The sequence below is a fragment of the Anaeromyxobacter sp. SG64 genome, assembly GCF_022690745.1.
Taxonomy (GTDB): Bacteria; Myxococcota; Myxococcia; order Myxococcales; family Anaeromyxobacteraceae; genus Anaeromyxobacter; species Anaeromyxobacter soli.
The window spans coordinates 159,233-180,649 of record NZ_JALCZB010000001.1 but is presented as its reverse complement, the minus strand read 5'-3'; the positions used below and the strand labels follow the sequence as shown (position 1 = coordinate 180,649).

General features: G+C 72.6%; 22 protein-coding genes. 6 read left to right on the top strand and 16 right to left on the bottom strand.

What is annotated here, in order from left to right; translation table 11 throughout:
• Positions 1-230 precede the first annotated feature (230 nt).
• The 3 genes from purS to MNZ29_RS00715 all read left to right on the top strand — a co-directional run bounded on the left by purS (position 231) and on the right by MNZ29_RS00715 (position 1,925).
• Positions 231-476: a phosphoribosylformylglycinamidine synthase subunit PurS gene (gene purS / locus MNZ29_RS00725; protein ID WP_242333452.1), complete on the top strand. Its 246-nt coding sequence runs from the start codon at positions 231-233 to the stop codon at positions 474-476.
• Between the two features lie 68 nt (positions 477-544).
• Complete coding sequence (gene purQ / locus MNZ29_RS00720; protein ID WP_242333450.1) at positions 545-1,201, top strand: phosphoribosylformylglycinamidine synthase subunit PurQ; 657 nt, start codon at positions 545-547, stop codon at positions 1,199-1,201.
• A 64-nt stretch (positions 1,202-1,265) separates the two neighbouring features.
• Positions 1,266-1,925 carry an alpha/beta hydrolase gene (locus MNZ29_RS00715; protein WP_242352212.1) on the top strand — a complete coding sequence of 220 codons (660 nt, stop codon included), beginning with the start codon at positions 1,266-1,268 and terminating at the stop codon, positions 1,923-1,925.
• Positions 1,926-1,939: 14 nt separating this feature from the next.
• Here MNZ29_RS00715 and MNZ29_RS00710 read toward each other — a convergent pair whose 3' ends face one another.
• From MNZ29_RS00710 to MNZ29_RS00700, 3 genes are all read right to left on the bottom strand, one after another.
• Positions 1,940-2,335: a response regulator transcription factor gene (locus MNZ29_RS00710; protein WP_242333447.1), complete on the bottom strand. Its 396-nt coding sequence runs from the start codon at positions 2,333-2,335 to the stop codon at positions 1,940-1,942.
• 248 nt (positions 2,336-2,583) lie between these two features.
• Positions 2,584-3,906, bottom strand: coding sequence for a TldD/PmbA family protein (locus MNZ29_RS00705; protein WP_242352208.1), 1,323 nt, complete (start codon positions 3,904-3,906; stop codon positions 2,584-2,586).
• A gap of 116 nt (positions 3,907-4,022) precedes the next feature.
• Complete coding sequence (locus MNZ29_RS00700) at positions 4,023-5,495, bottom strand: TldD/PmbA family protein (protein WP_242352205.1); 1,473 nt, start codon at positions 5,493-5,495, stop codon at positions 4,023-4,025.
• A 204-nt stretch (positions 5,496-5,699) separates the two neighbouring features.
• Here MNZ29_RS00700 and MNZ29_RS00695 point away from each other — a divergent pair, with 204 nt between their 5' ends.
• From MNZ29_RS00695 to MNZ29_RS00685, 3 genes are read left to right on the top strand one after another with little or no spacing between them, the layout of a single operon-like run.
• Positions 5,700-6,494, top strand: a complete 795-nt coding sequence (locus MNZ29_RS00695; RefSeq protein WP_242352202.1) for an alpha/beta fold hydrolase — start codon at positions 5,700-5,702, stop codon at positions 6,492-6,494.
• A 5-nt stretch (positions 6,495-6,499) separates the two neighbouring features.
• Positions 6,500-8,014: a hypothetical protein gene (locus tag MNZ29_RS00690; protein ID WP_242352198.1), complete on the top strand. Its 1,515-nt coding sequence runs from the start codon at positions 6,500-6,502 to the stop codon at positions 8,012-8,014.
• A 47-nt stretch (positions 8,015-8,061) separates the two neighbouring features.
• Entirely contained in the window at positions 8,062-9,576 is a 1,515-nt protein-coding gene (locus MNZ29_RS00685; RefSeq protein ID WP_242352195.1) for a hypothetical protein, read from the top strand.
• 61 nt (positions 9,577-9,637) lie between these two features.
• On the opposite strand, the gene MNZ29_RS00680 is transcribed toward MNZ29_RS00685, so the two are convergent.
• Genes MNZ29_RS00680 through MNZ29_RS00620 form a run of 13 tightly spaced genes read right to left on the bottom strand, consistent with a single transcriptional unit; the run spans position 9,638 to position 21,402 of the window.
• Positions 9,638-11,164 carry a hypothetical protein gene (locus MNZ29_RS00680; protein ID WP_242352192.1) on the bottom strand — a complete coding sequence of 509 codons (1,527 nt, stop codon included), beginning with the start codon at positions 11,162-11,164 and terminating at the stop codon, positions 9,638-9,640.
• 17 nt (positions 11,165-11,181) lie between these two features.
• Positions 11,182-11,358: a Flp family type IVb pilin gene (locus MNZ29_RS00675; RefSeq protein WP_242333433.1), complete on the bottom strand. Its 177-nt coding sequence runs from the start codon at positions 11,356-11,358 to the stop codon at positions 11,182-11,184.
• 17 nt (positions 11,359-11,375) lie between these two features.
• Entirely contained in the window at positions 11,376-12,494 is a 1,119-nt protein-coding gene (locus MNZ29_RS00670; protein ID WP_242352189.1) for a TadG family pilus assembly protein, read from the bottom strand.
• 10 nt (positions 12,495-12,504) lie between these two features.
• A complete protein-coding gene (locus MNZ29_RS00665; RefSeq protein ID WP_242333430.1) occupies positions 12,505-12,822 on the bottom strand; it encodes a hypothetical protein in 318 nt (105 codons plus the stop codon).
• Positions 12,819-13,625: a tetratricopeptide repeat protein gene (locus MNZ29_RS00660; protein WP_242333429.1), complete on the bottom strand. Its 807-nt coding sequence runs from the start codon at positions 13,623-13,625 to the stop codon at positions 12,819-12,821. The genes MNZ29_RS00665 and MNZ29_RS00660 overlap by 4 nt, the downstream gene beginning before the upstream one ends.
• Positions 13,622-14,566: a type II secretion system F family protein gene (locus MNZ29_RS00655; protein ID WP_242333427.1), complete on the bottom strand. Its 945-nt coding sequence runs from the start codon at positions 14,564-14,566 to the stop codon at positions 13,622-13,624. The genes MNZ29_RS00660 and MNZ29_RS00655 overlap by 4 nt, the downstream gene beginning before the upstream one ends.
• 3 nt (positions 14,567-14,569) lie before the next feature.
• Positions 14,570-15,532: a type II secretion system F family protein gene (locus MNZ29_RS00650; RefSeq protein ID WP_242333425.1), complete on the bottom strand. Its 963-nt coding sequence runs from the start codon at positions 15,530-15,532 to the stop codon at positions 14,570-14,572.
• A complete protein-coding gene (locus MNZ29_RS00645) occupies positions 15,532-16,878 on the bottom strand; it encodes a CpaF family protein (RefSeq protein ID WP_242333423.1) in 1,347 nt (448 codons plus the stop codon). Before MNZ29_RS00645 ends, MNZ29_RS00650 begins: the two co-directional genes overlap by 1 nt.
• The gene (locus tag MNZ29_RS00640) at positions 16,865-18,013 is read right to left on the bottom strand and encodes an AAA family ATPase (RefSeq protein ID WP_242333421.1); all 1,149 of its coding nucleotides are present in this window, start codon (positions 18,011-18,013) and stop codon (positions 16,865-16,867) included. The genes MNZ29_RS00645 and MNZ29_RS00640 overlap by 14 nt, the downstream gene beginning before the upstream one ends.
• An 11-nt stretch (positions 18,014-18,024) precedes the next feature.
• Entirely contained in the window at positions 18,025-19,497 is a 1,473-nt protein-coding gene (locus MNZ29_RS00635; protein ID WP_242352185.1) for a type II and III secretion system protein family protein, read from the bottom strand.
• Complete coding sequence (cpaB, locus tag MNZ29_RS00630) at positions 19,494-20,477, bottom strand: Flp pilus assembly protein CpaB (protein WP_242333418.1); 984 nt, start codon at positions 20,475-20,477, stop codon at positions 19,494-19,496. Before cpaB ends, MNZ29_RS00635 begins: the two co-directional genes overlap by 4 nt.
• A 23-nt stretch (positions 20,478-20,500) precedes the next feature.
• Positions 20,501-20,884, bottom strand: coding sequence for a TadE family protein (locus MNZ29_RS00625; protein ID WP_242333416.1), 384 nt, complete (start codon positions 20,882-20,884; stop codon positions 20,501-20,503).
• Complete coding sequence (locus tag MNZ29_RS00620) at positions 20,881-21,402, bottom strand: prepilin peptidase (protein WP_242333414.1); 522 nt, start codon at positions 21,400-21,402, stop codon at positions 20,881-20,883. The genes MNZ29_RS00625 and MNZ29_RS00620 overlap by 4 nt, the downstream gene beginning before the upstream one ends.
• Positions 21,403-21,417: the final 15 nt, after the last annotated feature.

Below are 21,417 nucleotides of genomic sequence, written 5' to 3'. Positions count from 1 at the left end.
CGCGCGCCGGCCGGCCGAGGGGGCGTCGGCGAGCTCCCGGGCGCGCGGCGTGCCGACCGCGACGAGCGCCGCCTCGAGCGCCGCCACCACGGCGCGGACCGCGAGGAGCGCGGCGGCCGCGGCGGCGAGGAGGAGGAACTGGCGGAGGTCGGGGGCGGGGGGCATTTGGCCCCGGAACCCTAGCAAAAGGGCGGGAACGCGGCGGGGGTGGATCTGTTATAAAGCCGCGCATGGCGAAGAAGGCGCGGGTGTACGTCACGCTCAAGCGGGGAGTGCTCGACCCCCAGGGCTCGGCGGTGAACCGGGCGCTCCACGCGATGGGCTACGGCGAGGTCTCCGACGTCCGCCTCGGGAAGTACATCGAGGTCACGATCGACGAGAAGGCGCCGGAGGCGGAGGAGCGCAGGCGGCTCGAGGAGATGTGCAAGAAGCTCCTCGCGAACACGGTCATCGAGGACTTCCGGATCGAGCTGTGAGGCCGACGCTCGTGCTTCGTCAGGCCTGAGCACGAGCGGCCCACGGCGCTCGACCCGAGCGAGAGACCATGAAGATCGGGATCGTCACCTTCCCCGGCTCGAACTGCGACCACGACGTCTACCACGTGGTGAAGCACGCCTGCGGCGCGCCGGCCGAGTACGTCTGGCACAAGGACCGGCTCCCCGCCGGGCTCGACGCCGTGATCCTCCCCGGCGGCTTCAGCTACGGCGACTACCTCCGCTGCGGGGCGCTCGCGCGCTTCTCGCCGGTGATGGAGGATGTGGTCGAGTTCGCGAAGCAGGGCCGGCCGGTCCTCGGCATCTGCAACGGCTTCCAGATCCTCTGCGAGTCGGGGCTCCTGCCCGGCGTGCTCATGCGGAACGCCTCGCTCAAGTTCATCTGCCGCGACGTCACGCTCCGCGTCGAGGGCGGCGAGACGCCGCTCACCCGCGGCCTCGCCGGCCAGACGCTCACGATGCCGGTCGCGCACGCGGAGGGGAACTACTTCGCCGACGCGGAGACGCTCGACCGCCTCGAAGGCGAGGGCAGCGTCGTGTTCCGCTACGTGGGCGGCGCGCCGAACGGCGCCGCGCGCGACATCGCCGGCATCTGCGGGGGGCCGCGCCGGAACGTCGTCGGGCTCATGCCGCACCCGGAGCGCGCGGCCGAGGCGATCCTCGGGCGCGACGACGGGCGGCGGCTGTTCGAGTCGCTGCTCTCCTGATCGACGGCGGGCCGGCGCTCGGGCCGGCCTCGCGCCGCGCTCCCCGGAGGCGCCTCCAGTGCAGGTGGACATCCCAGGACCCGCCGGCCGGCTGGAGGCGCTCGTCGAGGAGCCCCTCGGCCTCCCCGCGGGCGGCGCGCCGCGCTTCGCGGCGATGGTGTGCCACCCTCACCCGCGCTTCGGCGGCACGCTGCACACGCACGCCGCCCACCGGCTCGCGAAGGCGGTCCGCGCCGCGGGCGGCGTCGCGCTCCGCTTCAACTTCCGCGGCGTGGGGCGCAGCGCCGGCGCCTACGACCGCGGCCGGGGCGAGGCCGACGACGCGCGCGCGGCCCTCGCCTGGCTCGCACGCGAGCGGCCGGAGCTCCCCCGCCTCGCGGGCGGCTTCTCGTTCGGCGCGTGGATGGCGGTGCTCGCGGGCGGCGCCGACGCGAGCGTGCGCGGCCTGCTCCTCGCCGGGCTCGCCCTGCGCTCCGCCGATGCCGACCTCGTCCGCGACACGGCGCTCGTGACCGCGGTGGAGAAGCCGGTCGCGATCGTGCAGGCGGCGAACGACGAGTTCGGCACGCCGGACGAGGTGCGGCTCGCGCTCGCGGGATCGCGCGGGCCGCGGCGGATCGCGGCGGTCCCGAACGCCACTCACCTCTTCACGGAGGATCTGGCGGCGCTGCAGCGCGAGGCCGAGGCGTCGATCGCCTGGTTGATGGAGGACGCGGGGCGCTGAGGGCGGCCGAGGGGCTACATCGGCGCGTGGGGCGAGTCGATCCGCCCGCCGCTGCCGCCCGCGTGACCGTCGGCGTACTCGCGGACCGCGTCGAGCAGCTCGTCGAGATCGAACGGCTTCTGGATGAAGCCCGCCGCGTCCATGCCGGCCACGCGGCCGAGCGCGGAGAGCACGACCACCGGGATGTCCGACAGCTCCGGATCGCCCTTCTGCGCGGCGCGGAACTCCCAGCCGTTCATGCCGGGCATCATGAGATCGAGCAGGACGATGTTCGGGTGGACGGCGCGCGCCTTGCGAAGGGCCTCGGCGCCGTCCCCGGCGCCGTGGACCACGTAGCCCTCGTCCGCCAGGACCTCCGCCACGGCTTCGCGGATGTCGCTCTCATCGTCCACCACAAGTACGGAGACCATTCTGGATAAGAATTACGGATGGTTGGACCGGGAGGCAAATCGGCGCCGCGCGGAGGCGCGGGTATGCCCCAAACGGCTCATGGAAGTCCGGCTCCTGTCCTCGACAGGGACCGATCGAGCGCGCGCCTTGCGCGGGCTCCCCTGCGGCACGTCCGGCCGAACGCGAGGCGAGGACGTGCACGCGCCGCCGGCGGGCCAGTCCCTTGACTCCGGGTCCGGGCGAGCGACCTCGGACTCCCCGTCCGTGTTCACGTACCGGCGAACTGAACCCCTTCGAAGACGAGCGTCGGCGTCCGCATCGCCGAGTAGGGGTACGGGTCGTCACCTACCGCGGCGAGCCGCTTCCACAGCTCGAGGTGGTTGCCCGAGACGTTCATCTCACCCACCGGCTCCGCGAGCCGGCCGCCGCGCACGCGGAAACCACGCACGCCCAGCGAGAAGTCGCCGGTCGTTCCGTTCGAGTTGCCGCCCAGGAAGCCGGTGACGAGCACGCCCTCGCCGAGGTCGGTGAGAAGCTGTGCCTGCGACCTTCCGCCCAGCGCCCACGCGAGATTCGAGCTGCGCGAGGTGGTGGGCGGGAGGCCGAGCTTCCGCCCGTAATACGTGTCGACGTAGTAGCTGCGCAGCACGCCCTCCTCGAAGACCGGGAACGGCCGCGCTGCGATCCCCTCGCCGTCGTAGAGGCGCGAGCCGAGGCCGCGCGGCACGAGCGGATCGTCCTTCACGGTGAGCAGCGGGCTGCCGAGCTGCACGCCGATCTTGCCCTCGAGGAACGAGCGCTTCTGCTGGATGGCCGCCGCGGCGAGCGGGCCGAAGAGCATGCCGACCATCCTGCCGGACGCGCGGTTGTCGAGCGCCATGGTGAGCACCGCCGACTCGCCCTTGCGGGTTCCGATGCGGGCGATGGCCCGCTCGGCGGCCCGGCGGCCGATCGCCTCCGGCGTCTCCATCGCGCTCCGGAACCGTCCACCCGAGGCCGCGTACTCCTCCGGCCGGCGGCCGTCGGGATCCAGGACCGTCACCTCGGCGCCGATCCAGAAGTCGGTCCCCCGCCGCTGGCCCTCGAAGCCGTTCGTCTGCACGAGGGCGCTCTCGGAGCGCGTGTCGGAGACGCTCGTGGTGACGGACAGGATCGCGCTCGCGCCGGGCACGCCGCGGGCCGCGGCCTCGATCGCCTCCGCCTCGGCGCGCCGCCGCGTGGCGTCGACCTTCCCGTAGTCGGGATCCTCGAGCTGTAGGTCGACGTTCGCCTGGCCGCGGTAGAGCTCCGGGTCGGGCAGCCGCCGGTGCGGATCCGGCGCGAGCGTGCGGGCGAGCGCGACGGCGTCCTCCACGAAGCGGTCGAGCGCGTCGGGGCGCAGGTCGCTCGTCGAGACGGCGGCGTAGCGGCCGTCGACGTACAGGTCCAGGCCCAGGCCGCGGGTCGTGGCCTCGGAGACCTTCTCCACCTTCCCGTCGCGCCAGGCGACCTCGACGTGGCGGGCGCGGTAGGAGCCTGCGGACGCGTCGGTCGCGCCCTTCTCGCGCGCGAGCGCGGCGGCGCGGCGGGTGATGTCGAGGAGGTCGGACATGGAGGACCGTTCTTCCGTTCTTCCGCTCGCCCTTCGCCAGGCTCAGGGCGAGCGGAGCAGAGGAGTCGCGTGGGCCCGCTCGTGGCGAGCAGGTCGAGCCACGGGCGCGAAGAGGATCACGTGCCGCGGCCGCCGACCGTCATCGACGAGACGCGCACGGTGGGGAGGCCCTGCGAGACGGGCACGCTCTGCCCGTCCTTGCCGCAGGTCCAGCCGCCCTCGTCGATGGCGAGGTCGTCCGAGACCATGTCCACGCGCTCGAGCGCCTGCGGGCCATTGCCGATGATGTTCACGTCCTTCACCGGCCGCGTGAGCTTGCCGTCCTCGATGAGGTAGCCGTTCTTCACGTAGAACGTGAAGTCGCCCGCGCCGATGTTCACCTGGCCGTTCGAGAAGTTCATGCAGTAGATGCCCTTCTTCACCGAGCGGATGATCTCCTCGGTGCGGTGCGGCCCAGGCAGCATGTAGGTGGAGCGCATGCGCGGCAGCGGCGCGTGGCGGTAGCTCTCGCGCCGGCCGTTCCCGGTGGGCCGCACGCCGAAGTGGCGCGCCGAGATGGCGTCGTGCAGGTAGGTCGTGAGCACGCCGTCCTGCACGAGGTGCGTCGTGCCGGCGTCGTTGCCCTCGTCGTCCACGTTGATCGCGCCGCGCGCGCCCGCGTTGGCGGCGTCGTCCACGATCTGCACGAAGGGCTGGGCGATCCGCTTGCCGATCTTGTCGGCGTAGATCGAGACGCCCTTGCGGTTGAAGTCCGCCTCCATGCCGTGGCCGATCGCCTCGTGGAGCAGGATGCCGGAGGAGCCGGCGGCGAGGACCACCGGCATCTCGCCGGCGGGCGGCGTCACCGCGTCGAACAGGATCGTGGTGCGGGCGACCGCCTCGCGCACCACGCGGTCGAGCCGCTCCGGCGAGTAGAAGTCGAAGCCCGCGCGGCCGGCGACGTTGTAGCCGTTCTGCTCGCGGCGGCCGTTCGCCTCGGCGAGCACCGACAGGTAGAGGAGCGTCATCGGCTGACGGTCCTCGACGATGCGGCCGGAGGAGTCGGCGATGAGGATCGCGCCCGACTCGTCGCGCAGGAAGAGGTTCACCTTCTTGATGCGCTCGTCCGCGGCGAACGCGCGCTCGTTGAGGCCCGCGAGGAGCGGCAGCTTCTCCTGGGGCCGGATCTCCTCCCACGGGCGGATGAGCGGGTACCGATCGGGCAGGCCGGCCCGGACGTGGAGCCGCTCCGGGACGGGCCGCGAGGGGCCGTCCGCGATCGCCGCCGCGGTGCGGGCGCACTCGAGGAGCGCCGGCAGGGAGAGGTCCTCCGTGTAGCCGTAGCCCGTCTGGTCGCCCTTCACGACCCGCACGCCGACGCCCAGCTCCACCGTCGCGTAGGCGCGGTTCACCGCGCCGTCCTCGAGGCCGAGATCGGACCCTACGCGGTGCTGGAAGAAGACGTCCGCGTGCTCGCCGCCCCGCGTGAGCGCGGTCGCGAGCGTCTGCGCGATCATCCGCTCGGTAACGCCGAAGCGCGCGAAGTAGCCGATGCCCTCGCTCGTCCCCGCCTGGGTGGCCGGACGAGCAGCCGTATCCTGGTTCACCATCCCGTTCCTTGCTCCGTCGCCGGTCGCGACGGCGGCCTCATTCATAACCGCCCCGGACGAACTTGGCCGCTCGGTATCGCCGGCGACGGCTGGCGCCCCCTGCCCGCCCGGGCCGAGCCTGCCGAAGCCCGAGGTAGGGGCCAGGGCGGCCCGGCCCCGCAGGGACGTCCGGCAACCAGGCCGAAAAGGGATAAACGTTGAGTCATGCCCATCGCAAACGTGAACGGCACGGAGCTCAACTACCGCGACGCGGGGACCGGCAACAAGGACGTGCTGCTCCTCCTGCACGCCTTCCCGCTCAACTCCGGCATGTGGCAGCGCCAGATCGCGGCGCTCGAGGGGCGCTGGCGGATCGTCGCGCCGGACTACCGCGGGCTCGGCCAGTCCACTCCGCGCGGCGAGGCGTCCACGATGCAGGTGCTCGCCGAGGACGTGCGGGCGCTGCTCGCGCACCTTCGCGTGGAGCGCGCGGCCGTCGCAGGCCTGTCGATGGGCGGCTACCTGTCGTTCGAGCTGTACCGGCAGATCCCGGGGTTCTTCCGCGGGCTCGCGCTCTGCGACACGAAGGCGACGGCCGACACGGACGAGGGGAAGGCCGGGCGGGAGAAGTTCGCCAAGACCGCGCTCGAGAAGGGGCTCGGGTGGGTGGCGGACGAGATGGTCCCGAAGCTCCTCCGGCCCGACCCCGATCCGGCGGTCGTGAAGGAGGTGCGGGACCTCATCCGCCGCGGCACGCCCGCCGGCGTGGCCGCGGCGCAGCGCGGGATGGCGCAGCGCCCCGACTCGACGCCCACGCTCGCGAAGATCACCTGCCCGACCCTCGTCATCGTGGGCGAGGAGGATTCCCTCACGCCGCCGGCCGAGTCCGAGAAGATGGCGAAGGCGGTGAAGGGCGCGAAGCTCGTGAAGCTGAAGAAGGCGGGGCACCTCGCGAACCTGGAGGCGACGGAGGGGTTCAACGCGGCGCTGCAGAAGTTCCTGGACGGGCTACCGGCCTGATCGCGATGGAGCCGCAGGGCACGACGGCTCCCCCTCGTCAGCGCTGGCTCTCGCGCGTCGACCTCTGGATCTTCCTCGCCTCCCTCGCCGTGGTGAACGCCCCGGCGCTGGTGCCGTACTTCCCCGCGGGCGATCTGCACAGCCACGTCTACAATGCGTGGCTCGCGTCGCTCGTCGAGCGCGGCGAGGCGCCGGGGCTGTGGCTCGCGCCGGGCTGGACGAACCGCCTCGTCGACGTACCGCTGGAAGGGCTGCTCCTCGTCCTGTCTCCCCGCCACGCGGAGCGCGTCGTGCTCGTCGTCCTCGCCAACCTGTTCTTCGGGTCGGCGTTCCTCTTCGTCCGGAACCTCTCCGGGCGGAGGGCCTGGGAGTGGCTGCCCGCGCTCGCCGTCCTGACCATCGGATGGGCGTTCCAGACCGGCCTCTCGAACTGGTTCGCGTCGGCGGCCCTCTCGCTGCTCGCCGTGAGCCTGCTGTTCGGAGCGCGTGTGCACGCGCGACGCCTCGTCGCCGGTTTGCTCATCCTGGCCCTCGCGGCGATCGGCAATCCGCTGCCGGCAGCCTGGGGGCTCGCGACCGGCGCGATCGTCTGGCTGCTCCGGCGTCCGGGGCTGCGCCCGGTGCCGATCGTAGTGGCTTCCGCGGGCGGCGCCCTGGCGGTCGGAGCAGCCGTGGTGGCCTCCGGGATCGGCGCCTACCGGAGCGGTCAACTGCTCGCGTTCTCGGGCGCGGATCAGCTCTGGGTGTTCGACGCCAAGTACGCGCTCTTCACGCTCCTCCTCGCCGCGGTGCTCGCCTGGGCAATCCGCGACGCGCATCGCGAGGGGGCGCTCGCCGGCCCTGCGATCGCGGTAGCGCTCTTCTCCGCCGCGTGCGCCGCGGGCACTCCCGACACGCTGCTGTTCCCTGGGTACGAGGTCCCCGCGTTCTATCTCTCGCGACGCGCCTCTCTCCTCGCCGGCGTCGGGTGGATCGCCGTCGCAGCCCAGGCCCGGTTCTCGCCGCGACGGCTCGCGCTGCTGTGCGCCGTCACGGGTTCCTGGACCGCGCTCGTGCTCGTGGACTGGGCGAGGCTGTCTGCCTTTCACGAGACGATGGAGGCCGCCGTCCACGACGTCCCGATGGGAGGGCGCGTCGTGGCAACTGTCTTCGGCCCCGGCCGGTACCCGCTACACAGGTCGCTCGACCTCGCCTGCACCGGGCGCTGCTTCGCGTGGGGGAACTACGAGGCGCCCACGCGCGCCTTCCGGATGAGGGCCTCCGCCGAGAACCCCTTCGTCATCGGAACGACCGACGCGTTCCTCGCGTTCGACGCGGGCGCCTATCGCGTTCCGCCGCCGCCGCTGGAGCTGTGGAAGATCGGTCCGTGCCGCCGCGGCGGTCCGGACGCGCGCCTCTGCGCGTCGCGGGCGACGCCGGGCGAGGTCCTCCTGCCCAGCTGCGTCGATCCGTTCGTCCGGCTCGTCGGCTCCGGCACCGTCGACCGCTGCGCCTCGGACCTCGACCGCGCACGGCCCTGAAGCGACCCACGTTGATGAAGCCGATCGCACCATGGGATGATGAGGGCGTGCAGGCCGGACCCACGGGACGCGTCGACCAGGCGCCCGCGCTCGCGGTGCGTGCGGGGATCACGGCGGTGGTAGTCGCGCTCGTCACGCTGCCGCCCCTGCTCGTCTCCGAGTTCCCGTCGGGAGACCTGCACAGCCACGTCTACAACGCCTGGCTCGCGCTGCTCATCGAGCGTGGCGAGGCCGGCGGGCTCTGGCTCGCGGCCCCCACGACGAACGTGCTCGTGGACCGGGTGCTCGGCGCCCTCGTTCGCGTCCTCACTCCCGGCCAGGTCGAGAAGGTCGCCCTCGTCGCGACAGCGCACCTTTCGCTCTGGTCCTCGTTCCTGTTCTGCCGGGCGCTGTCGGGGCGGCCCGCCTGGGAATGGCTCCCCGTGCTCGGGATGCTGGCGCTCGGGTGGAACTTCCACATGGGCCTGTCGAACTGGACCGCCGCAGCATCGCTCTCGATGCTCGCGGGCGCGGCCGTCCTGTCCAGCGCGCGCTGGCCCGTGCGGCTCAGCCTGGCGGCCCCGCTCCTCGCGCTCGCGGTGACCGGGAGCCCGTTGCCGGTCGCGGGGGTGGGGGCGGCGACCGCGCTGGCGCTCGCCGTACGGGAACGGGTCGCGCGCCCGGGGGTCCTCCTCGCGGCCGCGCTCGGAGTCGAGGCCGCGGCGGCGGCGGCCCTCCGCATCTCGCGCCGCTCGCTCTACTCGACCGACCAGTGGGCCACCGTCTCGGGCGCCGACCAGCTCTGGGTGTTCGACGCGAAGTACCGGCTGTTCATGCTCGCGCTGCTGGCCCTGTGGGCGGTCGTGATCCGGCGCTGGCTCCGTGAGGTCGGGAACGCCGCGCTCGAGCACCCCGTGTTCGCCGTCGCCGTGCTCGCCACGGCCAGCGGCGTGATCCTCCCGGACGCGATCCTGTTCCCGGGGTTCGACGTACCCGCGAGCTACCTCGTCCAGCGAAGCTCCGTCCTCGTGGGCATCGCGTGGACCGGCGTGGCGGCGTGCGCGCCGCGCTCGGGCCGCCAGCTCGCGGCGACGATCGCCCTCGCCGCGTGCTGGGTCGCGACCCTCTCGCTCGACTGGACCGCCCTCTCCTCGTTCCAGGGGCAGGTCAACGCGGCCGCGCGAGAGCTGCCGCGCGGGTCACGCATCGTCGGGGCCATCGCTTCTCCGCCCTCCCGCGTCGCGCCGTTCACCCACGTCGTCGACCGGGCGTGCGCGGGCCGGTGCTTCGCGTGGGGGAACTACGAGCCCTCGTCCACCGCGTTCCGGATCCGGGCCGCACCCGGCAACGGGATCGTGGTGGCCGCTCGGGGCGACTTCGCCGACATCGAGCTCGGCGGCTACCGCGCTCCCGAGCTGTCCTTCCCGATCTGGACGTTGCGCCCCTGCACGGACGGCCGGCCGGCGGGGACGATCTGCGCCTCCATCCTCCCCGCGGGCGGCACGCTGGAGCTCGCTTGCCTCGATCCCTTCGCCGGTCCCGGAAAGCCTCGCTTCTCGCGCTGCGAGCGGAAATATCGCTAGCCCGCCGCCTGCAAGCGGGCCTCCCCGAACTGGCTGGCTGCTGGCCCGGACGTGCGAGCAGTCACGGCGCGCGCGCCAGGGAGGCGCGCCGGTAGAGCGCCCCCGCGCTCGAGGTCGCCACCACGCTCCAGCGGCCGTCGCGCTCGAGGTAGTGCTGGAGGCGAGAGCCGTTCTGCACGAGCGCGAGGCTCACGCCCGAGCGGGCCACCCACCCGTCGAGCCAGCTCGGCTCTGCGCGGACGTACCCCAGCATGAAGTCGTCTCCGTACAGCTCCCAGCGATCGTCCACGAAGATGCGCAGCCGGGGGGTCTCGTAGGCGACGAAGGCCCCGAAGGGCATGTCGTTCAGGATGGGCGCACCCGAGGGCGCGTCGCGCGCTGCGGCACGGAGCGCGGGCAGGAGCTCCACGGGCCAGCGGTTCTTGTCGAGGCGAGCGAGCACCGGTGCGCCATCCGGCGAGCGCGCCCAGAGCGCTCCGACCGCGATCACGGCGGCCGCGATGGCTGCGAGCGCACCCAAGGCGAAGCGACGCCCCGGCATCGACCCCGGGCCGCCCTGCACCCGGAAGCCGCGGCGCGCGAGCGCCTCCACCCAGCGGGCGTTCGGGAGGAGCTCGGCGAGCGCGATCGCCGCGGCGACGGCGAAGAACGGCGCGTGGCGGATGCGGTCGAACGCGAGCGCGAGCCAGACGAGCGGCACGAGGCTCGTCGCGCGCAGGTCGCGGCGCGAGGCGCCCGCGAGGGCAGCCAGGTACACCGCCGCGAGGGCGAGCACCTGCCACGATCCCGTTCGCACGAGCGAGGCGTGCTCGATGATGAGCCGGGGCAGCGCCTGCGAATCGAGGATCGCGGACCACGTGCGCGCGGTGTCGAGGCCGTACGGGGTCAGCGGCACGGTGGCGACGCACGCGACGAGGAGCGCGGCGATGGCCGCGGCCGCGCGCGCTCCGCGGATCGGGGACCGCGCCCCCACGGCCGCGGCGCCGAGCCAGGCGAGCGCGAACAGGGCGAGCGTCGCGAGGCCCCCGACGGCGGCCCCGTGCGCGTTCACCCATGCGAGGAACACGAGCGGAGCTGGCCAGAGCGCGGCGAGGCTTCGCCTGCCGGCGTCGACGTCCGCGAGCCTCCCGTACAGCCAGGCGAACGCGAACAAGGAGAGCATGTGCGGCCGCACGTGGAAATGATGCGAGGTCGCGACCGCGGTGAGCGCGACCACCAGGACGGCCCAGAGCGCGCTCACTCCCGAGGCGACGAGGCGGGCATGGAGCCAGGCGAAGAGGAGCGCGATCCCGCCGGCGGTCGCGACGACGAGCGCGTCGAGCCCGCCGATCCGGTGGAGCGCGGCCATCAGGCACTCGCCGAGCCACTGGTGGGCGATCCACGGATGGCCGCCGAACGTGAAGCTGAGCCAGTCCTGGTGCGGGAAGCCCCCGCCGAGGATCCGCTCGCCCGTGAGCGTGTGCCAGAGCGTGCCCGGGTCCTGCAGCAGCTTCGAGCCTGCGCCGAGCGCGAGCAGCGCCCAGGTCGAGACGAACACGAACGCCGCGCCAGACGTGGGGGCGCTCGTGTCACGTTCGGCAGAAACCACGGCTGGGGCCGCGAGACTCACGGCCACGTCGTCGCGATCTGATCGAACAGCCCGTTCACCGCCCCGCCCAGCGACCCCACAGCCACGAAGATCGCGACGGCGATCCCCGCGGCCATGATCGCGTACTCCACGGTCGTGGGCGCCGATTCGTCCGCCCAGAGCGCGCGCAGGGCGACGTGAAGGAGTCGGCTCATACGGCCTCCTGCGCCGGTCAGTGCACGAGCTTAGGGGGAGGAAGGAGCCCGAAGAACTCGCAGCCGGCCGTCGCCTTCGTCGGTACGTCGCAGTGGAGCGTCAGGACCAGCACCTTGGAGTTCTTCTGCCAGCACTCCGAGCCCGGCGGGAGCGGCTGGTCCTTCGGGAAGTTCTTCACCAGACCTGCGTAGGCGACCGTCACGCTCGCGAACGCGACGAGCGGCGCGGACTTCACGAACTTCGAGTCCGTCCCCCCGGTGGTCGAGCACGTCCCGCTCGGCGGCGGAGCCTCGCAGGGGAGGTCCATGATGGGGACGGGATACGGCCCCTTGCCCACCAGGAACGCGAAGTCGTCGATCGTCGGGTTCAGGTTCGAGCCGTTCGAGACCTCGATGAGGACGTTCGGATCCGCGAAAATGGGCGACCCGCAGGTCGGGGGGTCGGTCTTGAACCCGTCGAGCATCATGCGGATGTAGCTCGTGCTGACGTCCGGGTACTGGTTCAGCACGGTGAAGCCGATGTTGTCGGAAGAGTCGCTGTGAAAGTAGAGCGGCAGGCCCTCCTCGCAGGTCTTGAGGCCGCCGGTCGCGTTCAGGATCTGGCACTTCGCGAACGCGAGCGGCAGGCCGCACTTCTCCTCGCACGGCCCCCCCCGCACGGCGATCGCGTCGGCGCCGACGTCGGCCGTGTTCTTGCCTCCGGCGAACACCGGAAAGAACACCGGGGCGGGATTGTTGCCCGCCCGGGTGGCGGTGACGTGCACCGCGTTCGTGGCGTGCAGGAGGTCGACGGTCGCGGTGGGGTCCGCGATGGGGAAGAACTTCTTCGAGTTCACGCTCCAGTACCCGAACTCGACGGTGGTGTCGGAGTTCTTGAGCTGCTGGATGTCCGTCGAGTGCCGGCCCGTGTAGTCGAACGCGGCGAGGCGCGCCTTCGCGACCCCCTCGGCCGTGCCGTCCAGATCCCACGCGCCCCCGAGCGCGCCCGCGTCACTCGCGTTCTGCAGCTCCCCCCGGACGGACATCAGGTGCCCGACGTTGAGCGAGAGCGCCATGAACCCGCCGAGCACGAGCAGCATGATCGCGACGATCACCGCGACCGCTCCGCGCTCCCGCCTCGTTCCTCGCGCGCGCATGACGTCCCTCTCACCGGCTGGGGGGCACCGACGGCGCGAGCGGCCGCTGCCGGTCGCGAGTGGTCTGGGGGGTCAGCATGAGGACCTGCGGCTCCTCGACCTTCTCTCCCTTCGGCGCGAGGCTCTTGCGGTAGGTCTCCGCGATGATCGTCGCCTCCTGCGAGTCGAGGCCGTTGAGCGCCGCGGGCGCGGGCACGCGAGGCGCGCCGGGGTTCGCTTGCTGCGCGACGAAGATCTCCCGCATGGCCCGGCCATGCGTCTCCGTCAGGTGCTCTCTCGCGCACCCGGCCGCGAGGGCGGCGAGCGCCGTGAAAACCAGCGTCTTCATTGCATCCTCCCCGAGGGCACCTTCTCCGGCCGCGCGGGCTCCGACGGAACCGCGCGGTCGAGCTTCTTGGCGACCTCTTCCAGGTTTGCGCGCGCGCGGGCGAAGCCCGGGGCGAGCCGCACGGCGTCCGAGTACGCCGCGAACGCCTGCGGCAGGTTTCCGGCGAGCTCGTACGCGTAGCCGAGGTTGTTCTTCGCCTCTGCCGGCGAGCCGCCGGAGGCGAACTGCTGCGCGGCGCGCGTGAAGTCGCCCGCCCGCGCGTACGCGAAGCCGAGGTTGTTGTGGTAGCGCGCCGGCATCGGATCGAGCCGCACCGCCTGCTGCAGGCGGGCGAGCGCGTCCTGCGTGCGCCCCTGCCGGTAGAGGGCCCAGCCCCAGTCGCTCAGGTACGCCGCGTTCTGCGGGGCAAGCTCCGCCGCGCGCCGGTGATGCCCCTCCCCGTCCGCCCAGCGCTTCGCCTCGTCGTCCATGATCGCCAGCGCCGCGTGGGCCGGGGCATAGTCGCGGTCCATGCGCAGCGCCTCGCGCAGATCGTCCTCGGCGTCGCCGGTGTTGCCTTGCCCGCGGTAGGCCCGTGCACGGAGCGTCAACGTCGCGGCCGACCGCCCTTCGCTCTCGTGGATGGCCTGGATGGCGGCGAGCGCGTCGCCGTACTGGCGGCGATCGACGAGATCGCGCGCGACCGCGAGCCTGACGCCGGACACTCCCTCCTGGGAGGCGCGACGCGTCGTGGCGCAGGCGGAGAGGAGGACGGCGGAGAGCATGACGGCGGAGGACACCGCGAGCGAGCGCGACCGGTTCATCGATGTCCCCCGAGCATGGGCATGAGGGTCTTCATGATGTTCACCGCGGCGGGGCCGATGATGACCGCGAACAGCGCGGGGAGGATGCAGAGGACGAGCGGCAGCGTCATCTTCACGGCGACGTACGCGGCGCGCTCCTCCGCGCGCTGCATGCGGCGGATGCGGATGCCCTCGGCCTGGACCCGCAGCGCAGACGCGATGCTCGTGCCGAACAGCTCGGTCTGCGTGAGGGTCGCCGCGAGCGCGCGCAGCTCGGGGGAGCCGGTCCGGGCCGCGAGCCGCCGGAACCCGTCCATCCGCGGGATGCCGGCCTTCACCTCCAGGAACGTGAGCCTCAGCTCGCTCGAGAGGAGCGGCCACGCCAGCGCGATCTCCGCCGACACCCGCTGGAGCGCCGCGTCGAGCCCCAGGCCCGCCTCCACGCACGTGACGAGCAGGTCGAGCGCGTCCGGGAGGGCGCGATCGATCTGGCGGAGACGCTTGGTGATGCGCGACGACAGCCACAGGTTGGGCAGGAAGAAGCCCGCACCGGCCAGCCAGATCGCGATGCCGAGGGCGAACCGCACGGGCTCGGCCCGGGAGGCGTTCACGAACAGGAACCCGAACAGCAGGCCGAACGAGAGCACCGCCTTGGAGGCGACGAACAGGTGAGGCGCCCGCGTCGAGCGGAACCCCGCCCAGACGAGCTGCCGGCGCAGTCGTGATGCCGCGTCCTCGTCACCCTGCGAGGTGTTCCCGCGCGACGCCTCCGGCGCGCCGACGTCGAGCCGCTCGCCCGAGACCACCGCCGCGGCGGGCGCGTGGGGATCCGGCGACGCCGCGCGAAGCCGCCGCACCGCGGGATCGGCGCCGGCGCGGAACGAGCGTGCTGCCGCCCCGAGCGACGCGACGGCGATCGTGGCGAGGCATCCCATCGCGAGCGTGAGCGGGTCGATCGGCATGCGCTAGATCTCCAGCTGCGTCAGGCTTCGGAGCCACACGATCCCCGCGGCCCAGCTCGCCAGGGCGTAGCCCACGATCCAGTGGCCCGACGGGTTCTCGGCCAGCGTGCGCAGGTATCCGGGGTTCATCACCGACACCGCGAGCGCGACGATGATCGGCAACACGCCGAGCACCCACGCCGACGCGCGACCCTCACCGGTGAGGGCGCGCAGCTTGCCGTAGAAGCGGTACCGCTGGCGGATGGTGTCCGAGATCTTCTCGAGGATCTCGGCGAGGTTGCCGCCTGTCTCGCGCTGGATCACCGCCGAGACGGCGAAGATCTTCACGTCGGAGTTCCCGGGGCAGCGATCCGCCATGTGAAGCACCGCCTGCTCGAGCGAGAGCCCCAGCCGCTGCTCGTCGTACCCGCGCGCGAACTCGATGCACACTGGCTCGGGCATCTCGCCGGCGACCACCTGGAACGCGGAGGTGAGCGCGTGCCCGGCCCGGAGCGAGCGCGCCATCATCTCGAGCGCCTCGGGGAGCTGCTCGGAGATCTTGCGACTGCGTCGGCTCCTGGCCGAGAGGACGGACAGGAGCGGCGCGCCGGCGCCCGCCACGCCGAGCAGCAGGGCGATGGGGAGCCCGAGCCGGAGGACGAGGCCGAGCAGCAGCCCCGTCCCCGCCGCCGCGGCGGAGATCCCGAAGAGCTGCGCCACGGTCCAGCGCGAGTCGGCCTGCTCGAGGAGCGTTTCGAGGTAGCTGACGCCGGGGAGCGGCGTCACCAGCCCCTCGGCCCACGCCTGGCGCGCGATGCGCCCGCGGCGGAGGAGCTCGGCGTCGAGCGCACCCTCCCTGCCGATGGCGCGCAGCCGCCGGCGCAGCTCGGCGCGGCGCCGGTCGCCGACGAACTGGAAGCCGTAGTAGATGGCCTCCACGCCCGCGAAGATGCCGAGCGCGACCGCGGCGATCAGGAGCTCGCGCATCAGCGCTCCTCCAGCACGTGCGCGGCGATGGCCGCGGGGTCCACGCCGAACTGCGCGATCCGGCTCATCGCCCGCGCCCGGATGCCGGTCGCCATGAACTCGCCGATGACCTTGCCGGTCGAGTCCACGCCGCGCTGCTCGAACCGGTAGATCTCCTGCATGGTGATGGCGGCGCCCTCCGTCCCGGTGATCTCCGCGATCGACATGATGCGACGGCGGCCGTCGGTACCGCGGTTCAGCTGGGCGATGATGTTGAGCGCGCGAGAGATCGTGGCGCGGGTCGCGCCCTCGCTGAGCGGCACGCCGCTCATGCCGATCATGGCCTCGATGCGGGAGAGCGCGTCGCGCGGCGTGTTCGCGTGGACGGTCGTCATCGAGCCCTCGTGGCCCGTGTTCATCGCCTGCAGCATGTCGAGCACCTCGCCGCCGCGGACCTCGCCGACGACGATGCGGTCCGGGCGCATGCGGAGCGCGTTCTTCACGAGGTCGCGCGCGAGGATCTCGCCCTTCCCCTCGATGTTGGCCGGGCGCGTCTCGAGCCGCACCACGTGCCGCTGCTGGAGCTGGAGCTCGGCGGAGTCCTCGATGGTGACGATGCGCTCGGCGTCGGGGATGAACGACGAGAGCGCGTTGAGGAGCGTCGTCTTGCCGGCGCCCGTGCCGCCGCTGATGAGCACGTTCAGCTTCGCCTTGACGCAGGCGCCCAGGAAGCCGACCGCCTCCGGAGTGAGCGCGCCGTTCGAGACGAGGTCGCGGACCTTGAGGGGGGAGACGCCGAAGCGCCGGATCGAGAGGATGGGGCCGTCGATCGCGAGCGGCGGGATGATCGCGTTCACGCGCGAGCCGTCGGCGAGGCGAGCGTCCACCATCGGCGAGGTCTCGTCCACGCGCCGGCCGACCTGGGCGACGATCCGGTTGATGATCTGCTGCAGGTGCCCGTTCGAGCCGAACCGGACCTGCGTGAGCTCGAGCTTGCCGCGCCGCTCGACGTAGACGGTCGAGTAGGTGTTGACGAGGATGTCCGAGATCGTCCCGTCGGCGAGGAGCGGCTCGAGGGGCCCGAGGCCGGTGAGCTCGTCGAGGAGCTCCCCCACCATGCGCTCCCGCTCGAGCTGGTTGAGCGGCAGCTCCGACCGACCGATCTCGCCGGAGAGCACCGCCCGCAGCTCCTCCCGGCGGCGCTCCGCCGGAAGCCGCTCGAACGCCTGGAGGTCGAGCTTGTCGATGATGCGACGATGTAGCTCGGTCTTGAGGTCGTGGAATACCTCCGGCGCCGACTCCGGCGCGAGCGCCGCGGCGGCCGGGGCCGCGCTCGCGCGCTGGCGCAACCGCTCACCGAGTCCCACGTCCGCCTCCCGTCAGCCGCCGCCACCACGAGGTGCGCGCGGAGGACTTCGCGCCCTCGGCGTCGAGCAGCGCCGCGAGCGCCTCGACGTCGCGCGTGATCGGGGCGCGGGCTCCCACCTCGGCGAGCGTCGCGCCGCGCCCGACCGCTTTCGCGAGCAGCGCGAAGTCGTTCGTGACCGTGGCCGTGACCGGCAGCCGGACCGTGTCGGCGACCACCTCGCGCGTGACGTTCGAGCGCGCCTGGTAGCGGTTGACGACGAGGAGCAGCTTCGAGTCGTCGTAGCCCAGCTTCCGGAAGATCTCGACCGTGCGCTGGGCGTTCCGCACCGCCGGGACCTCCTGCGTCACGACCAGGACGACGCGATCGGACGCGTCGAGCGCGGCGAGCGAGAGCTCGTCGAAGCCGTGGATCCCGTCGAGGACCACGCTCCCGTAGTGCTGGCGCAGAAACCCGATGAGCTGTGTGATCGCGGAGGCGTCGATCTTGTCGGCCTCGTCGAGCCGGTCGCCCTGCGCGAGCACGCTCATCCCGGCGCGGTGCCGCGCGATGGAGCTGTCGAGCAGGTCGCGGTCGAGCCGGCGAAGGTTCGCGAGAACGTCGGACACCGTGTAGGTGCTCTGCAGGTCGAGCAGCGACATCGCGTCCCCGAGCTGCAGCTCGAGGTCGACGAGGCACGCCCGCGCGCCGCGAGCCGCGATCGACGCCGCGGAGTTAGCGGCGAGCGTCGTGGCGCCCATGCCCCCCTTGGCTGGGAAGAACGCCGTCACCGAGCTCGCCGCGGCCGTGGGCGTGGGGCGCACGAGCGAGCGGACCGCCAGCTCCAGCCGCTCGGCCTCGCCGGCCACGACGTACTCGCGCGCGCCGGAGCGCATCGCGCGCAGGATGAGGTCCGGGTCCTTCGCCGCGCCGACCACCGCGACGCGCACGCCGCCCGCCGCGAGCCCGGAGATCGAGCGGAACGCCGTCTCGGGGTCGCCGTTCAGGCCCACCACCGCGACTGCGGGCTTCCCGGGCTCGGCGACGGCGCGGGCGGCGTCGCTGACGTTCTGCAGGGGAAGATCGTCCAGCGCCGAGAGCAGCGCGGTCTGCACGCTCGCCTCGAGCCCGGTGACGAAGAACGGGATCGTGTCCATGGTCGCTCCCTTCACTGGCTGAAGCCGCTCTGCCCGGACGCGCCACGCTCTGCGCTCGGCGGCTGCCTGCGGTCGGCGACCTCGGCGCTAGTGCCCTGGCTGCCGAGCAGGTAGAACGGCAGGTCGCCGGGATCGTTCATCTCGTACTCGGTCGGCAGCCGTGGCAGCTCGTGCGGCGCGACGGGCTTCACGAGGTGGGCGGTCACGACCACGACGAGCTCGCTCTCGTCGCGCTGGAACGCCTGCGAGCGGAAGAGCGCGCCGACGATCGGGATGGAGCCGAGGAGCGGGAACTTCGCGATCTGCGAGCGGATCCGGTCCGCCACGAGCCCCGCGATCGCGAAGCTCTGGCCGTCGGCGAGGCGGATGCTCGTCTCGCTCTGGCGCGAGGTGAGGCCGGGGACGCTCGTGCCCGCGATCGTGACCGCGAGGCTCGGATCGATGTCGCTCACCTCCGTCTTCATGGAGAGGTGGATGGCGTCGCCGATCACGGTGGGCGTGAACTGGAGCTGGATGCCGAACCGCTTCCACTCGACCGACGTCTGGCCGAACGAGGACGCGATGGGGATGGGCAGCTCGCCGCCCGCGAGGAAGCGCGCGTCCTGACCGGAGAGCGCGACGAGGGTCGGCTCGGCGAGCGACTTCGCGAGGTTGTTCTGCTCGAGCAGGTTCAGCATGACGCTGAACGGGAAGTCGCCCATGTGCGACAGGAACACCGAGAACGCGTTCTGGAACGTCCCCGACGGCACGTCCGGCGGAAAGCCGTTTCCGGCGAGGCCTCGCGGGCCCGTGCTCGGGATCGCGGGATTCTGTGCCGTGTTCAGGAAGTCTCCGGGCAGCGTGCGGTTGCTGAAGAGGCCGCCGACCGTCTTGAAGTCGTCCGACTTGTGGAAGAAGTTGACGCCGAGCTCGCGCAGGCCCGTGCGCGCGACCTCTGCGAACCGGACCTGGAGCTGTACCTGCTGCACGCCCGACACCTGGATGAGGTTCGCGACCTTCTCCGCGTGCAGGCGGGCGACCTCCGCGACGCGCTCCGGCAGCCGCACGTCCGTGACCTGCCCCGAGAGGACGACGAGGTCGCCGCTCGAGGTGATGTTCACGGTCTCGCCGGGGAAGAGCTGCTTCACCTGCGTGCGCAGCGCCTCGAGGTTCCGTCCGACCTGGAGCGCGATCACGAGCGGCTGGTTGTCACGGTTCCAGAGCGTGAGGTCCGTGGTGCCGACCCCCTTCGCCGTGAGCAGCACCTGGTTCGGCGTCACGACCTTCAGGTCCGCGACCTCGGGGTTCGCGACGGCGATGCGACCGATCTGCTCCGACAGGATGAGGAGCCGGTTCTGGCCCGCCTCGAGCGTCATCTCGCCGGCGGCCCCCATCTCGCGATCGATGCGCAGCGCGGGGGTGGTCTGCGCCCCGTCCTGCGCGGCGGCGGGCCCGGCGACGACGAGGAGCGAGGCGAGGAGCGCACGGGCGCGGTGGGGGATCATTGGCGCGATTCCTTCGTGAAGTCGCGGCGCTCGAACATGTCGCCGCGGAGGATCTCGACCGTCTGCTTCTCGGCGGGCGCGGGCTTCACCTCGACGACCGGTGCGCGCGCGCGGTGGCGCGAGGACACCGCGGTGACCTTCGGGCCGGGCGAGCCCGCCGTGGGCGCCGCCGCGGCGGGACGCTCCGGCTCGCGGCCGCCGGCGAGCAGGATGGGGGGCGTGATGCCGGGCGTGGCGAGCATGTCCTCGTCCGCGCCGCTCCGGAGGCTGAGGAGGATCTGGCCCTTGCTCGCGCTGAGGGCGAGCTTCTCGGACTGCTCGCCGTCGACCATGAGGGTCGCGACCGTGGCAGGCATCGCCTTGTCGAAGTTGCGGTCCGCGCGCTCGACCTCCTTGCCGACGGCGAGCACGCGCACGTTCTGGAGCACGATCTTGGACATCGGGGGCTGACCCGCGGCGTCCGACGGCTTCATCGTGACGATCACGTCCACCGCGTCACCGGGGTGCAGGAACCCCGCGACCCCGACGACGTCGTCCACGCGGACGGCCACGGCGCGCATCCCGGGCGGCAGGATGGCCGCGAGGCCGGCGGCAGTGCCGGGCGGGGCGAGCCGGCCCGCCAGGATCGGCTCGCCCTTCGTCGTCGCCGAGGTCACGACGCGGCCCACGAGCGCGGCCGGATCCGCCGAGGTCCCCTGCGGCGTCGAGCCGGAAGGCCACTCGATGACGGCGAGCGACTCCGCCCGGAGCGTGGTCGCCGACGGGATGTCCACCGCGGCGACGACGACCTTCGTGGTGGGGACCCGCGCCGCCGACGCCTTCGCCTCGAGGTAGCGCGTGAACAGCACCGCCGTCGCCATCGCCGCGATCGCGGCGATCCCGAGGAACAGCGCCGCTCGAAGACCGGTGCGCCTCGCGCCTCGCTCCGCCGCCCGCCGCAGGTTGCTGCCCGCCCGATCGCCACCGCCCGAGCTCGTCATCGTCGATCCCCCTGCTGCTGCGCTCAGCGGCGCATCTCGGCCGTCGCGACGATCCGCGCCGGCATGATGTCGTTGAAGAGAAGCGTGAACGATCCCCCCGGACAGTCGACCGCGACCCTCACGGAGCCGATGGGATCAGGGATGTCGAAGCTGCAGGTCGAGGCGTCGATCCCAGCGACGCCCAGGTACTCGCTCGCCCGGGCCTCGGCGACGCCGGCCGGATCCGAGTCGGCGATGCTCCCGGCGCGCGCGCCCTCCCGGGCGGCGTTGACGATGATCTCGCGCTGGAAGAAGTGGAAACCCCACTCGATGGCACCCAGGCAGAGCAGCATCAGCACCGGGACCACGAGCGCGAACTCGACGGCCGCAGCCCCCCGAGCCCACGCGCGACCCGTTCGCGCCTTCATGGCGTGCCCCCCGTGAGGATGGCGAACAGCGCGCCGACGGCGAGGGCCGCGCCCGCCGGGACGGGCGCGCGGCCGTGCTCCGCCGCGAGCGACACACGAGTGGGGGCAGCGCCGAGCGCCACCGCCACGAGGTTCCGCCGCATCTCGCTCCGCGCGCGCAGCGAGGATGCGCCGAACGCGACGAGCGAAAGGACGCCCGCCGCGATCGCCGCGGCGAGCAGGTACGCGGGGAGGCGCTCCAGCCCGACCCACGCGGCCGCCGCCGCGCCCAGCTTCAGATCCCCGCCCCCGACCATCCGGTGCGACCACGCGGGCCACAGCAACGCCCCGACGATCACGATCCCGCCGACCGCACCCGCCGCGCCCCTGCCACCGTGCACCGCCGCCTGCGCGGCGACGCCCGCGAGGGCGAGCGCGACGGTGAGGGCGTTGGCGATGCGGTGGTGCGCCACGTCGGACGCCGACGCGATCGCGAGGAGGGCGCTCAGGAGCGCGAAGTGCGAGAGCGGGTAGCTCATGGGGTCCGTTCGCGC